General features: G+C 47.1%; 16 protein-coding genes. 3 read left to right on the top strand and 13 right to left on the bottom strand.

The window, feature by feature from the left end; genetic code table 11:
• Window positions 1-80: 80 nt before the first annotated feature.
• A complete protein-coding gene (locus tag ABU165_RS21465) occupies window positions 81-1493 on the top strand; it encodes a VWA domain-containing protein (RefSeq protein ID WP_318060954.1) in 1413 nt (470 codons plus the stop codon).
• Between the two features lie 398 nt (window positions 1494-1891).
• Here the strand turns inward: ABU165_RS21465 and ABU165_RS21470 are convergent, their stop codons facing one another.
• The 7 genes from ABU165_RS21470 to yeiL form a co-directional block, all read right to left on the bottom strand.
• Window positions 1892-2590: a hypothetical protein gene (locus ABU165_RS21470; protein WP_009794626.1), complete on the bottom strand. Its 699-nt coding sequence runs from the start codon at window positions 2588-2590 to the stop codon at window positions 1892-1894.
• Window positions 2591-2651: 61 nt separating this feature from the next.
• Window positions 2652-2975 carry a TIGR04104 family putative zinc finger protein gene (locus ABU165_RS21475; protein ID WP_318060953.1) on the bottom strand — a complete coding sequence of 108 codons (324 nt, stop codon included), beginning with the start codon at window positions 2973-2975 and terminating at the stop codon, window positions 2652-2654.
• 151 nt (window positions 2976-3126) lie between these two features.
• Window positions 3127-3687 (bottom strand): cysteine hydrolase family protein, encoded by a 561-nt coding sequence (locus ABU165_RS21480; protein ID WP_129613104.1) that lies wholly within the window; start codon window positions 3685-3687, stop codon window positions 3127-3129.
• A 98-nt stretch (window positions 3688-3785) separates the two neighbouring features.
• A complete protein-coding gene (locus tag ABU165_RS21485) occupies window positions 3786-4127 on the bottom strand; it encodes a hypothetical protein (RefSeq protein ID WP_224948605.1) in 342 nt (113 codons plus the stop codon).
• Between the two features lie 152 nt (window positions 4128-4279).
• Entirely contained in the window at window positions 4280-5302 is a 1023-nt protein-coding gene (locus ABU165_RS21490; RefSeq protein ID WP_318060952.1) for a serine hydrolase domain-containing protein, read from the bottom strand.
• Window positions 5303-5469: 167 nt separating this feature from the next.
• On the bottom strand, window positions 5470-5937 hold the full coding sequence (locus tag ABU165_RS21495) for a hypothetical protein (RefSeq protein WP_022544611.1): 468 nt from the start codon (window positions 5935-5937) through the stop codon (window positions 5470-5472).
• 185 nt (window positions 5938-6122) lie between these two features.
• Complete coding sequence (yeiL, locus tag ABU165_RS21500) at window positions 6123-6818, bottom strand: transcriptional regulator YeiL (RefSeq protein ID WP_009794633.1); 696 nt, start codon at window positions 6816-6818, stop codon at window positions 6123-6125.
• Window positions 6819-6925: 107 nt separating this feature from the next.
• On the opposite strand from yeiL, the gene ABU165_RS21505 reads away from it, so the two are divergent.
• Together ABU165_RS21505 and ABU165_RS21510 are read left to right on the top strand one after the other, a co-directional pair.
• On the top strand, window positions 6926-8116 hold the full coding sequence (locus ABU165_RS21505) for an MFS transporter (protein WP_101548566.1): 1191 nt from the start codon (window positions 6926-6928) through the stop codon (window positions 8114-8116).
• 180 nt (window positions 8117-8296) lie between these two features.
• Window positions 8297-8734 (top strand): PH domain-containing protein, encoded by a 438-nt coding sequence (locus ABU165_RS21510; protein WP_101548564.1) that lies wholly within the window; start codon window positions 8297-8299, stop codon window positions 8732-8734.
• 166 nt (window positions 8735-8900) lie between these two features.
• On the opposite strand, the gene ABU165_RS21515 is transcribed toward ABU165_RS21510, so the two are convergent.
• The 6 genes from ABU165_RS21515 to ABU165_RS21540 all read right to left on the bottom strand — a co-directional run bounded on the left by ABU165_RS21515 (window position 8901) and on the right by ABU165_RS21540 (window position 13955).
• Window positions 8901-9869: an LCP family protein gene (locus ABU165_RS21515; RefSeq protein ID WP_318060951.1), complete on the bottom strand. Its 969-nt coding sequence runs from the start codon at window positions 9867-9869 to the stop codon at window positions 8901-8903.
• Between the two features lie 15 nt (window positions 9870-9884).
• Window positions 9885-10523, bottom strand: a complete 639-nt coding sequence (locus ABU165_RS21520; protein WP_148950013.1) for a helix-turn-helix domain-containing protein — start codon at window positions 10521-10523, stop codon at window positions 9885-9887.
• A 330-nt stretch (window positions 10524-10853) separates the two neighbouring features.
• Window positions 10854-11486 carry a copper homeostasis protein CutC gene (locus ABU165_RS21525; protein WP_253618951.1) on the bottom strand — a complete coding sequence of 211 codons (633 nt, stop codon included), beginning with the start codon at window positions 11484-11486 and terminating at the stop codon, window positions 10854-10856.
• Window positions 11487-11503: 17 nt separating this feature from the next.
• Window positions 11504-11638 carry a hypothetical protein gene (locus ABU165_RS21530; RefSeq protein WP_009794643.1) on the bottom strand — a complete coding sequence of 45 codons (135 nt, stop codon included), beginning with the start codon at window positions 11636-11638 and terminating at the stop codon, window positions 11504-11506.
• A 10-nt stretch (window positions 11639-11648) separates the two neighbouring features.
• Entirely contained in the window at window positions 11649-12509 is an 861-nt protein-coding gene (locus tag ABU165_RS21535; RefSeq protein ID WP_094767828.1) for an MBL fold metallo-hydrolase, read from the bottom strand.
• Between the two features lie 69 nt (window positions 12510-12578).
• Window positions 12579-13955, bottom strand: a complete 1377-nt coding sequence (locus ABU165_RS21540) for an amino acid permease (RefSeq protein ID WP_129613100.1) — start codon at window positions 13953-13955, stop codon at window positions 12579-12581.
• Between the last annotated feature and the right edge of the window lie 109 nt (window positions 13956-14064).

Raw genomic sequence — 14064 nt, forward strand, 5'->3', positions numbered from 1 at the left:
ACCTGTCCCCCTGGCTCACAATGGAAATGAATTGCCACAATGTGTAAAATACAGAAAAAGAGATTAAAAGGAGTTTTTCTATGAGACTATTAGTGCGCGGTGAGAGAGCAAAGCTTGATGACTTTAGTTCTTCTAAACAGCTGGAGGTTGCAGTTGAGGTTCAGTCCGGGATGGAGGTTGATGTTACATGCTTCGGCCTGGATGGAGATAAAAAGCTTTCAGATGATAGATATATGATCTTTTATAATCAGCTTCAGTCACCTGCCGGGGAAATTAGCATGAAAGCCCACAGCAGCGGAGCTGGTACATATGAAATCGATCTGGACAAGCTGCATCCATCCGTAAAGAACCTAGTGTTTACGGCAGCAATTGATGGAGAAGGTACCATGTCGTTGGTTTCATCCGGTACCCTCACTGTGAAAGCGGACGGACAGCCCATTTTGCAGTACAGCTTCACAGGCAGCGATTTTCAAAATGAAAAAGCAATCATAATTGGCGAGTTATACTTGAAGGATATTTGGCGAATTGCCTCGGTGGGAAAAGGATTTGATGGAGGCCTGGCCGCACTCCTTCAGCATTTTGGCGGAGAAGTGGCCGAAGATGAGAGCGGACCGGCGCAGCAGCCGGTGCCAGAAATAGCACCAGCCACGCCTCACGCCCAACAAGCAACGCCGGCCCAGCCGACTCCGGCACAGCACCCCGCCAACAGCAAAAAAGTCATGCTGGAAAAGAAGATGGAGCAGAAGGCGCCAAAAATTCTCGATCTCTCGAAAAAAGTGAAAGTGTCCCTTGAAAAGGCAGGCCTTCAGGACCATAACGCCAAGGTGGCATTATGCCTCGATATTTCCGGCTCCATGGCAGGCCTGTACCGTTCCGGGAAGATCCAGGAATTTGCCGAGCGGATTTTGGCACTTGGCACAAGGTTCGATGACGATGGCTCGATTGATATCTTCCTGTTCGGCCAAAATGCCCATCATGCCGATGAGCTGACCATCGATAATTTTAATGGCTTTGTAAACAGGCTGAACCAGGCGTATCCGCTCGAAGGCGGCACCTATTACGGGAAGGTAATGAAAGAAATTCGCCAGCATTATTTCGGATCTGCAGGAAAACGCTCCAGTCCGGAAGCCCGTAATATGCCGGTATATGTCATGTTTGTAACAGATGGCGCCACCTTTGATGAACGTGAAACGCGGAATCACATTCAGAACTCTTCCTACGAACCGATTTTCTGGCAATTCATGGCCATCGGCAAATCCAACCGCGACGCAAGCAAAAAGAAAGGCCGGCGCGGATTCTTCAAGGCCATGTTCCAATCTGATTTCACCTTCCTCGAAGAACTGGACAACATGGACGGGCGCTACCTCGACAATGCCGACTTCTTCAGCGTCGAAGACCCGAAGGCAATAGCGGAAGAAGAGCTTTATGACTTGCTGATGCAGGAGTATCCGGAATGGGTGAAGAAGGCCAGGAGCGGAGGATTGATTCGGTGAGCCAGGGGGACAGGTCCCTTGGCTCATCTCTGGAAACCATAGGAATTCTTTTTGTCATTTATTTCGTAAGCGATCTCCTGGAGTTTCCATACCTCTTCTTCAGGAAATGATACAGTTGAAATGTCCTTTGCAACTCCAAATAGATTAAACGACTTTATGGTGATACTATCTTTCTGGTGAAATATAAGGTCAAATCGATTCGGCAATTATAAACTAACAGATATGAGAGGCCGACGACTACGATAAGAAACAATAGGAACTTAGATTAATTTTTAATCTTAATTCGATTCGGATTACTCACTATATACCCGCCTCCTTAAAGAGCCACAGGGACAGGTCCCTTGGCCCAGTTTCAAAAAGAGCCAAGGGACCTGTCCCCATGGCTCAAAGCTTTCCCGCTATTCCTCAATCCCTTTTCTGCCAAGCACAATTTCTTTCATTTCCTCTGTCCCAAAAGCACCCAAATTCAATACATTTTCATCCGGCCAATAAACGAAGTTAAAAGACGAACCATCCATAAGGTGGATCCTCAAAAACACTCTATTATCACTGTTAATTTTCTTGTGAGCTTTATCATAACCTGCATATTTCAGTGAAAGGAATTCTTCAACGAAATCAACTGTTTCCTGCTCTGTAAAATCAGATACATGACTCCCATCATAGTCGCTTTCAAGGCTCATCTTCTTCACCTTGCCTTCTATATCTAATAGTTCTGAGATTGTCTTCGCTTTCTTGTTTTCACTGACTTGATAAACTTTATTGCCCGCAAGCACTCTGAAATCAGATCTGTACCCGGCAATTTCAAAAATTTCTGTCCCAACAGGAAGAAATGCAGCATCACCATTTCTCAGCTTATGATTGGAACAGGCGTTGTCTGCTAACATATACCTGACTTCGCCTATTTTTTGCCCTTTTTCTGGAGCTTCTCCTTCCGATAACCCTTCATCTTCACCCTCGTATTTAATGCCATTTATCATCACTACATCTACCCAGGATATCTCTGCATCCGGACATCCGCCGACTGCATTCTTGAAGCTAGAACACGCAGATAATACGAAAACCAGTAAAATGAACAAAACGCTAAGCTTTTTGGCCAAACAACCACCCCTTTAACGATACGTTGCCTTTATTTATACAGAAAAACCTATAGCATCCCCTTTAGTCTGAATACAAACTTTCACCTTCAACTTTTAATTTTGTAAAATAAGGAACCAGCAGTGAACCTAAAAAGGCCAGCAGAATTCCACCGCCGAGGTCTAAATAAATGTTGTCAAAGGGAGCTATGATACCGGCAAAAATAGTCAATGGCCCTATTACAAAAAAAGTATTTACCAGCCTTCCCCCCAATGTTACATAGTGTTCAGAGCCACAGTTGTCACATATTACTGGCTGGTTTACTTCTCTCCATAAAATACGATATTTTTTCCGCCAGTTGAATGGAGCATGGCATTTCTTACAGTTTTGCAAATAGCTAACACCCATTCTTTAACCTCCACTATCCATCTGCAATTCCTTCTGAGCGCTCGAAGCTGTTGTGAGCCAGGGGGTCAGGTCCCATGGCCTGACTTGAGCCAAGGGGACAGGTCCCTAGACCCAACCTCAAAAAGAGCCAAGGGACCTGTCCCCTTGGCTCTTATCTATGCGAGTCATGAATAGGATTGAACAGATCTTCTTCGGCATTCCTGACAACGGAGAAATGCTCTACATTGTAATGGCCATGCAAGGTCTTGTTATGGTGCTTGATGATCTGTTCGGCCGGCAGCACGTCACTGTCCGCTGTTGAATGGCCATCCCCCACTAAAGTGACATCAAATCCGCTGACTGTGGCCGTCCTGACCGCAGTGTCAATGCAATACTGCGTAGCACAGCCCATAATCACAAGATGCTCAATTTCTTGGGAACGCAAATGCTCTAAGAGCCCTGTCCCATGGAAAGAATTAGTGGCCGTCTTATTGAAAGTTACCGCATCCTCAGGAACTTCAATTCCATTATGGACCTGAAATCCTTCTCCTTCCCCACCTGCAATATCAAGGTCTCTGACAAATACAGCCGGAATATCCTTTTCCCTTGCTTTGCCAATAACCAGATTGATATTTCGGATCAGCTGCTCTTTATTAAAAACCGGACTGCTCTCACCATGACTTCCATCAATCAATGCCTGCTGGGCATCAATCACCAATAATGTCTGCTTCAAAATGATTTCCCCTTTCAACTATAAAATGCTGTTGGCTAATTAACTGCTTCTTCTATCTCCCTTATAACCATCCATCTCCGTTAATCAGGCCCCAATTTTCAATTGGTAAACAACCTTGCCAGTACCTCTCCATCCTTCACAATCAACTGCTCATAAAACACGACAGCATTTTCGTTATTTCTTAGTCTGATGACCCTGTTCTCAAACCTCTTCTCCGCACCCCGAAAATGCCGGATCGATTGTCTCATGCCGTCTACCGCTGCTCGCTTCGTAAAAAAGACTGGTTTTTCATTCCCGCCATTGAAAAAGGCCACATAATAATCATCGGCCATCTTTTCTGCCAGGGATGTATCCCCTGAGTTCATAGCATGGCTCCAGCCGCGAATAAATTCATCATGCATTTTGGTGAATTCGTCTAAGCGATTATAGACTTCAAGCATTGTCATCCTCACTTTCATTTTCCGCTTAAAGCTCTATTTCGGCAGGGAGAGGTGGATTTCCTTCTTGGAGCCGGTGAATGAAAAGAACCTGTCCCCAATTTGGGTACAGGCACCTTTTTTAAGTATGTAAAGGCCGTAAGCAGCCTACTGATTCAAAATAAAGATCGATAAATCTCCCCAATAATCCCCTTCATCTGATGAACCCCCGAGTCCGTATTCATCATGATGACAAGGCCGGCCCCCTTATATGGATAAGCAGCCATCATACATTGAAAGCCGACTCCCCATCCAAGAGAGGAGATTTCAAGCTCTTTATCCGATCCGTCTAAAAACACACCCAGACCTGCCCAGTCTTTGCCTTGCTGCTGGATTATTTCCTTTGCTTTCTCTGCAGAGAGACCTATTTTGCTCTCACCATTTATTGCATTCATCAACTCAATAACCAGCCCGGCTAATTCAGCAGGGGCTGTCCATAGCCCAGATGCCGCTGGATATGGATAAACAGAGTACTTTTCCTCAATCAACTGTCCATTTTTGTCATGTCCGCAAGCATAATCCTTACCCGAAATCATCCTTGGAAAAGAGCTGTTCTCCATTTTTAATGGCTCAAAAATCAACTCATATGCGAGCTCCTCAAATGATCTTCCAGTCACATCTTCAATCAGCAGCTGCACAATGCAATAGCCGGCATCTGAGTAATGAAATTCACTCCCTGGCACATATGCCGCCTCTATGGGGACACTGCAATATGCTGTTTTTCCTTCCAGCAGCTCAGCCATTGAGGATGCTTCGTTTCTAAAACCCAACTCCATAAAACTTCCCGCCGGATCCACCACTCCTGATTGATGGCTGAGCAGCTGGCGCAGGGTGACCTTTTTTTCCACAGTGACCCTATTATCAGGAACCTTCCAGCTTTGCAGCCTGTGATTGATATCCTCATCCAAATGAAGAACCCCTCGTTCCGCTAACACCATCACCAGCATTCCTGTCAGGAACTTGCTTATTGAGCAGGCATTGAATATAGATTCTGCCTGCACAGCATTGTCAGTTCCCGCTTCCAACAGCCCATATTGGTCCAGCCTGCTGATCTGGCCATTTTCAATCAGCGCCAGACTCAGCCCCTTTACCTGATAATAATCCATCCGTTCCTTTACGTTGATGAGATTATGTCCCATTCCGCACCCCTGTTTTTTTAACATCATTATACCATTTAGTGGAAAGTACTTTCTCTTACCATATAAAAAAAAGCCTGTCCCCCTCATTGGTAACAGGCTTTTAGCAGTGTGATAAAGACAAACGGATAACCTCCTCTTAAGACAGTGCCGCGCCAGCTTTCAAGATTCTACCGGCTAAAACGCATCTTCTCAATTAAATGTTGTAAAGCATACAATAAATACGCTTTATAGTGGATATAGAGAAAGAACTGGAAATAGCTGATACGAGTTAGGCGGACAATCTTTACCTTCTTGAGAAATGGCAGGAAAACCCATGCGAAAACCACATGAAAAAGAGCATTTAGCAGGATGAATTTTTTAAAATTGCCGTATGAATATTTAAGGATCCACAGAGAAACTGGCATATAAGGACCTATATCAAATGGCAATTCATCCCTTATAAATGATTTAGGCTGATCATAAAATTTCCACCACTTTTTGTGACGTCCATAAAGATGGTTCGTTATCTCAAATATACTGATGATCGCGCCTGCAATTCCATATCGCTTGAAGCTGCGCTTACCGATAAACAGCAGCGAAAACCAAGGGATCATAATGATCGATAAATTAAATACCACATGCCGCCTCGATAACATAAATGAACTTCACCTCACCCTGAACGGTTCCTATCTTTATAAGGTATCCAGATAAGAGGAAAAAATCCAGTTACTGATTGCAAAAGGACTTCTCGTTGCAAAATTGCTCTTACCACCAAAATTGCCCAGCAGGATTGTTTCACATGGAACATAAAAACCAGGGGGACAGACCCCCTGGCCCATTCTTAAAAAGAGCCAAGGGACCCGTCCCCCTGGTTCCTCAAAACCCCAGCCAATTCCTCCAGTCTTCCCCGGGATTCAACTAGATATCGCATTCCTTCTTTCCGCAGGTATCCCTGTTCACAGAACTGGGCGAGTACATGCAGCAGGTGCCGATAGGAAACTCCGAGGAAGTCGCAGACGGTTACATGCTTCTCTTTATACAAATCCCCGTCCGCTGTTTGCAGGATGAAGTCTGCAAGGCGGTTTTCGAGCGGGAAGGCGAGGCTTTGGGAGTATTTAGCAGCCATATTGGTGGCTTTGAGGCTGAGGAATTTGGTGAGTTCACGCAGGAATAGCGTGTCCTCGAGCATTTGATTACGGTATTGGGTTAGGGGAATGGCAAAGCAGATGGTGCGGGTGGAGGCCTGGATGCCTTTTGTGTAGTAGACCTCATGCAAAAGCTCCATCTCGCCGATATAGTCATGAGTGTTAATGAAATTGATGAGAGAGACTTTGCCGTTTTGATAGGTGATGTAAATTTTGGCTTTTCCTTCGATAACATAAAAGAGGTAATCAGGGCGCATACCTTCGCGTATGATCCATTCGTCGCGCTGGTATTCGTGGACTTCGATGCCTTCTTCGATAGGAAATGAGAAAAGATGGGCAATGCTGTGCTTCTCAAGGTGACGCTGCTTTTCTTTCTGCTGAACTTTTTTCATTTTGCATCCCCGCTTCCTTTTTCTCTCAAAACAACCTCAAAATATGAGATATCTCATATTATTTTACTTTTCCTCTTGGTATGATGCAATCATTGGAGGAATGAACGATGAATTCACAACGCTGGATGAGTAGACAATTTTTTAGTTTCTTTTTTACCTGGGGGATCTTTCTTCCCTATTGGACCGGATGGATGATCCATACAAAGGGAATGACGGTTGGCCAGGCTAGCCTGATTATGAGCCTGGGGCTTGTAGTGCGCGGCTTGTCAACACTGTTTGCCTTCCCCTATCTGTCAGGGAAATTCAGCAGCAAGGTATTGATCAATGGAATGGGCATCGGGACTTTCGTTATCCTGCTGCTTTGCATCCCGGCTGATTCGTATTCGACTTTGCTTGCTGCAGTTCTTTTTCTGCACTTCTTTTATCCGACCCTGATGCCGGCGATGGACACGGCTGCCGGTGTGCTTGTGCAGCATAAGCAGCTGAAGAATTACGGGAAGAGCCGCTCATGGGGATCTCTGGGGTTCATTATCAGCGGTCTGATCCTGACGATGTTCACTGGCCGGTTCGGGGACGGCTTCATTCTTTGGGGGCTGCTATTCGGTGTATTTATGCTAACCTGCCTGGGGATGATGCAGGCTCCTGATGTGCTGTCCCAGAAGCCAAAGGCGGACGCCAGGAGCAGAGGCTCGCTGCTGAGGCCATTCAAGGCCCAGCACTTCGGGATTGTGCTCGTGATCGTCATCCTGCTGCAGGCGGCACATGCCTCTTATTACAACTATGGCTACATTTTTCTGCAGGAAATCGACGCGCCGAAATACATGATCGGAGCGATCCTGAATATTGGGGTCGTCGCAGAAATCCTGTTCTTCCTTGTCGCCGACCGCGTCTTCCGCAATGTTTCACCCGGTTCCCTGCTGGCACTAGCGGCTCTCGGCAGCACCGTTCGCTGGATCCTTGTGTTCGCCTTCCCGAATGTAGCGATGTTCTCGGTGTCGCAGCTGCTGCACGCTCTCTCCTTCGCCATGGGGCATTATGCATTCATGAAATACATGATCCAGTACATCCCGCCGAAGGATGTCCCGATCGCCCAGGGCATCTACTCTGCGCTCGCCCTCAGCTGGAGCACGGCAGTATTCACCATCTTTGGCGGATACCTGTATGAGATTGAGCCAAGATATGCCTTCCTCGGGATGCTGGTGTGTACGGTGCCTTCGCTGATTGTGGCGCTGGTTTATCGGAGGATGGCGCATAAGCAAAATATTGCTGGCGTCCATGCTGCTGTAAAAGGTGCTTAAAAGAGAAAAGCCTGGACGTTGCGTCCAGGTTTCTTTTATTTTAAAAGCAGCAGGCCAAGCTGCTTTTAAAATGAAATATTCAAAAATCCACCTTTAACCAGGTACAGGCAGATTGATAAGGCTCAAGTACTCTTGAAACCTTAACATGTTTCATTCGTAATAAAACATGGAGGTGCTTGTATGTATTTTCCGTCCCGAAAGGACTCCTGGCTGACCATACTTATTTGGCTATTTGCTTTTCTTTTTATTATCCCGCCTGTATTTTCCCCTGATTTCGGAGTATGGCTGACACCTGAATTCCTTGATAAACAATGGATAAAGATAGTTGTCCTCTGGTCAGTTGGTTTCTGTTTATTATGGATTTGGTTCAAAACCGGATATACAATAAAAAACGATTCTCTCCAAATACAATCTGGCCCTTATAAGAAGGAAATCGACATTAGTGAGATTCGAAGCATTAGAAAAACAAATAATCCTTTTACAGCTCCCTCGCTTTCCATAGATAGAATTGAAGTCAACTATGGAAAATATAATACAATACAGATTTCACCTAAGAACTTAGATGGATTTATCAGTGAATTAAAAATGAAGAAACCCCATATTCAAATAAAAAATTAGACCAAAAGCTACTTCACCTGTGAAAATCCCTCTGCATCTTCATTTAATTTCTAGAAGTTATCTCAAATAAACCTGGGCTCAATCAGCATGTTATGCTGCCGGGACTTTTTCAGAGTGAATAGAAAAAAGCTGCAGCACTCCCCCCTGGAAGGCTGCAGCTCTTTCTTTATTCAGCGGTTGTGCCGGTTTCAACACTGGCTGGTTCTCCATCCAGGAACGCCTGGATGGCTTCTGTATTTTGTTCAAAGTCGATATCGAGCGCCAGCCCGATTCCGTCATATCTTTCATTGGTATATGAGTTTTCAACAGGAACGGTCAGAGTCTCCACTGTCTCCGGCTGCTTCAGGGCAAGGCTCTTCATTAAGCCGAGAAGGTCTGCACCCTTAAGGTTTGTCTGAATATAGGGCTGCACGGTGCCGAGCATCTTAGGCAGTTTAAGGACGCCATTAGCACTCAGGAGCTGATCCTTCATGGCATTGATGACCTGCTGCTGGCGGCGGACCCGTCCGAAATCAGCTTCGGCATCTTTGCGGAAGCGGGCATATCCAAGCAGTTCCTGCCCATTCAGCCTTTGGAGCCCAGGCTCGAGGGAGACACCGATATTAGCGGACATCTGCTTCTCTACATCGATTTCAACCCCTTCCGGAGCAAGAGCATCAACCACTTTTTCAAACCCTTTAAAGTCGATCAGGGCATAATATTCAATATCCAGGTCAAAATCATTTTTCAGCGTTTCGCGGAGCAGGTCCGGTCCGCCCAGATAAAATGCAGTGTTGAGTTTGTAATTTTTATAGCCTGGGATTTCTGTGTAGATATCCCTCATGACGGAAATAACCTTGGCCGTTCCTTCCTTCGGGTCATATTGTGCGACCATGATAGAGTCTGTGCGTGACTTTTCTTCATCCGGACGTGCATCGACTCCAAGCAAAAGGACGTTGATCTTATCATCAAGGCTTTTCACCCCATTGAACTCAATATCCTCTTCTTTTTGCTTCGCCTTCACCGGGTCAGCCATGTCCACACCCGCCTGGTATTGGTAGGCGAAATAGCCGCCGGCTGCCACAATCATCAGCAGCAGAACAGTGAATACTTTCCATCCGCGTTTTTTCTTTTTATTGCGTGCTAGTCTGCTCATGTTATCTCCAATCCTTTATATAGTCTTTGTTTTTTTCATCGGAAGGGCGTTCATGGCCCAATGGATCACCACGGCATCGTCTAAATATCCGACCGGAAAGAGGTAATCCGGGATGCAGTCAACAGCGGCAATGAAATAAAGGAGGGCGCCTCCCATCAGGGCAAGCTCCGTCTTCGTGCCTTTTTTCAAGGAGAATTTCTCGTACATTTCCTGCAGCTGCTGGATAAAGGGTCCCATGCCTGCCACTTTTTTGACCTTCTCATCAAACTGGCTGAGAATCCTCCCGGTCCCTTCCCCTGTCTGTGAAAGCTCTTCATATTTTGCCAGCTCTTCCTTCACATCTTCAAGACGGAATTCCCCGTCCATCAGGTGGGCCGTTTTGAGGATATCCTGAATCTGGCCAATCGAGTCATTGCGCTCTGACGCGGGGCCGAGCGGATAGCCAGCGGCCTCATATAATCTGGAGATCGGAACGTTCAAATGCTCGGCAAACCGCTGCAGATGCTCAGGGGTCGCCTTGCGCTTTCCGTTGACGATCTTCGAGATCACCGCTGGATCGATCCCCGCCAGCTGGCCCAGCTTTCTCATCGAAAGTGAGCGCTCTTTCAGCAGCCCCTTCAGAAGCCCGCCAATTTCCTTGCTATTCTCTGCCATGCTCTCTTTCCTTTCTAGCTATATCACTTCTATCAATATTACAGAGAGTGTTGACGTTTTGTCAACATTCCTCAGAAGGGAATGCTTGGTTAGGGCATTATCTGTTTGCGGGGGGATTTTTTTAACTGGCAGAAGGAATTTCCAGGCGCTTATTTGCGAGTTTTCGAGTTTATTTGCGAGTTTCGTGAGATATTTGCGACTCCTGGAAGATATTTGCGACTTTACCTTTTTGTTTGCGACTTTCACGATATATTTGCAAGCTGCCCATCTTGCGGGCACACAAAAAAAGAGACCGTCCCCAGCACGGCCTCCCCTCCCACTAATTCGCACTTACCCAACAATCCTAGTCCCATGAATCTCTCGAATATCCAGCTCCGCCGCAATCTCAGGCAGATTCTTATCCGTAATCCCGCCGCCCGGCATAATGGTAATCCGGCCGGCTGCATAATCCATATACTCCTGAAGACGCGGCAGATTCCCAAGGATCTCAGAATCCGCTGGCCCGCCATGCGTCAAAATCCGGTCCACACCATGCTCGGCGAGCCAATCGATGGCCTGCAGCTGTTTGTCCGGCAGGATATGGTCAAACGCCATATGAAAAACAGTCTCCAGCCCTTCCGCAAGCTCCAATAAAGCTTTCATTGCCCCCTCATCAATCCAGCGATCCTCTGTCAGGCAGCCGAATACCACGCCATCTGCACCGAGCTGCACAAGGTGGACAATGTCTTCTTTCATAATTTCAATCTCTTCCGCACTATAGACAAAATTTCCGCCCCTCGGCCTCACCATTGCCATGACTCCCACGTTATGCCCGCGGCAATATTCAATTGCCTTCACCGCAACACCATGACTTATGGTTGTCCCTCCGACCGAAAGATTATCGCACAGCTCCACGCGTTGGGCGCCTTTACTGATCTTCTCGGGAATCAGTGTCAGATTTTCTACACACACTTCCTTCAGCATCTTCTCATCCTTTCGGCTTAAAGCATGTCCCTTAAATTAGTTTGGATTGAATCGGGCAGCATTTGAAAAAACAGCCCCTCAAATAGGATATCCAATACGCCTGCTGCAATTAATAGAAGCAGCAGGATCACCAGCCATCTCTTTTTCGCCATCTTCATCCCCCTATCCTATAAAACCATTCACAAAGTACATGAGCGTTTCTTGTTCTTCATTGGTAAGCGGCCGGCCGTAAAACGCTTCAAGGCCTTTTTTCATCTTGTCCTGATCGCCTTCGTACGCTGCCACTAAGTGGGACAGAGTCCGGAGCAGACTCGCCTCCGCCTGGTATTCTTCTTTTGTAATAGGCTTCCAGTGGGAGATGATATACGTATCCGCATTGAACATCTCAATTTTATCAAGCATGTCGAGTGTTGCCTTGGCCGTAAAACGCCAGGTTGGCGCATACATCTTCGGCGCAGTCGCATCGGCCAGAAAGGCGATCCTCTCTTCTTTTATATAAATAATGACCGAATCAGGGGCGTGGTCTCCGCCCACCTGCTTCAGGACGCAGGTGATGCCGCCAAGGTCGATCGTCATTTCATCCTTGAATGTTATGTCCGGCAGGCTGATCCGGATAGGCCGTTCCTGCTGCGGGAATTCTTCCTTGATCGCATCCGCACAGAACTGGATCTCAATTCCCTCCTCAACCCGCTCGTCCAGTGATCGGTCATCCCACTTAAATGGGACCAGTTTTTCCATCTCCACCCTTGTATCAACAGAGGCAATCGACGGGATATCCAGGGATTCAAGCCCAAAGATATGGTCCCAATGCCAATGGGTAATGGCTGCCACAGTTGGCTCCGGCCTACCCGCTTCTTTTAATTTTTCCAAAAATAGCTTTGCGTGTGCCGCAGAATTGCCGGCATCTATCATTAAGGTATGCTTATCCCCCGAGACAGCCATCAGGATCGGCCTGTCTGTCGGGCCGACAGGCGTTAAATATGAAATCCTGTCTGACCATAGAACCAATTCTTGCTCCATCATTCAATCTCCTTTGGCTGATTTCTATGCCCTTTCTTTATAGCATAATTCAGGGAGATAATCATGGCCATCTTAATGTACTCCTTTAACCGCAGGCACTTCTTCCTTCTTCTTCTTCCCTCTGTAAAAATAGACTACATACAGCAGAAGGAACCACACAGGCGTCAGCAGGAGCGCCGGCCTTGTTTCTTCGGCAATCAGCATGATCAGGAGGATCATCGCAAACAATGCGAGAACGAGATAATTCACTAATGGAGTGAACGGTGCCTTGAAAGCAGATTCCGCATGCAGCTCAGGGCGCGTTCTTTTATACTTCAGATGGCAGATCAGGATGACGCCCCATACCCAGATGAAGCAGATTGCGCTGATGGTGGTCACAATGGCAAACGCCTGTCCTGGCAAGAGCTTGCTTAAAAGAGCCCCCACTGATACGACCAGGGCAGACAGCCACAGAGCGTTGGCCGGTACATGCTGCTTATTCAGCCTGTTCAGACGTGCCGGTGCCTGATTGTTTTTGCTTAGGCTGAACAGAATCCGGCTCGTTGAGAACAGCCCGCTGTTGCAGGCAGATGCAGCTGAAGTCAGGACGACGAAATTGATGATTCCAGCTGCAACCGGGATCCCGATGAGGCTGAAGGTTTTCACAAAGGGACTTTCTGCTGCATTCAGGTCTGTCCATGGATTGATCGACAAAAGGACGATCAGGGCGCCTACATAGAAAAACAGGATGCGGAGCGGGATCTTATTGATGGCAGCCGGGATATTTTTCTGCGGGCTGCTCGTTTCCGCTGCCGAAACGCCAACGAGTTCCACGCCAACGAAGGCAAAGACTACCATCTGGAAGGAAAATAAGAATCCTGCCGCCCCGTTCGGGAATGCTCCGCCATGTTCCCAGAGATTGCTCAGCGAAACGGTTCCCGCATCGGTCTTAAATCCGGTGATCAGCAGGAAGATGCCGACTGCGATCAGCCCAAGGATCGTAATTACTTTTATTAGGGCAAACCAGAACTCCAGCTCCCCGAACAGCTTGACCGTCAGCAGGTTGAATCCGAGCAGGATAATCAAGGAGATGATGGCCGGCACCCATTGCGGGATGTCGAACCAGTATTGAACATAGACGCCGACTGCGATTACATCGGCCATCGCGGTCATGATCCAGCAGAACCAATAGGTCCAGCCTGTCACAAAAGCTGCCCGCGGCCCAAGATAATCTTCGGCGATATCTGTGAAAGATTGATAGCCCGCTTTTGATAAGAGCAGCTCCCCAAGTGCCCTCATGACAAAAAACAAGGCGGTTCCGACGAGCAGATATGCAAGGATGATGGACGGGCCGGCCTGCTGGATCGCTTTTCCGGACCCAAGGAACAACCCTGTCCCAATCGTGCCGCCAATCGCGATCAACTGTACATGCCGATTGGCTAAATCTCTTTTTAACTCCTGCTGTGCCATTCCTGATTCCTCCTCTTAAAATGGGGTCTGACCCCTTAGATGTGAACTATTGAACACAAAGTTTTACTGCAATAAAAAAAGAGACTGGGGAATCCCCAATCTCCTGATC

It is taken from the genome of Cytobacillus sp. T106 (assembly GCF_040492155.1).
GTDB lineage: Bacteria > Bacillota > Bacilli > Bacillales > Cytobacillaceae > Bacillus_AB > Bacillus_AB infantis.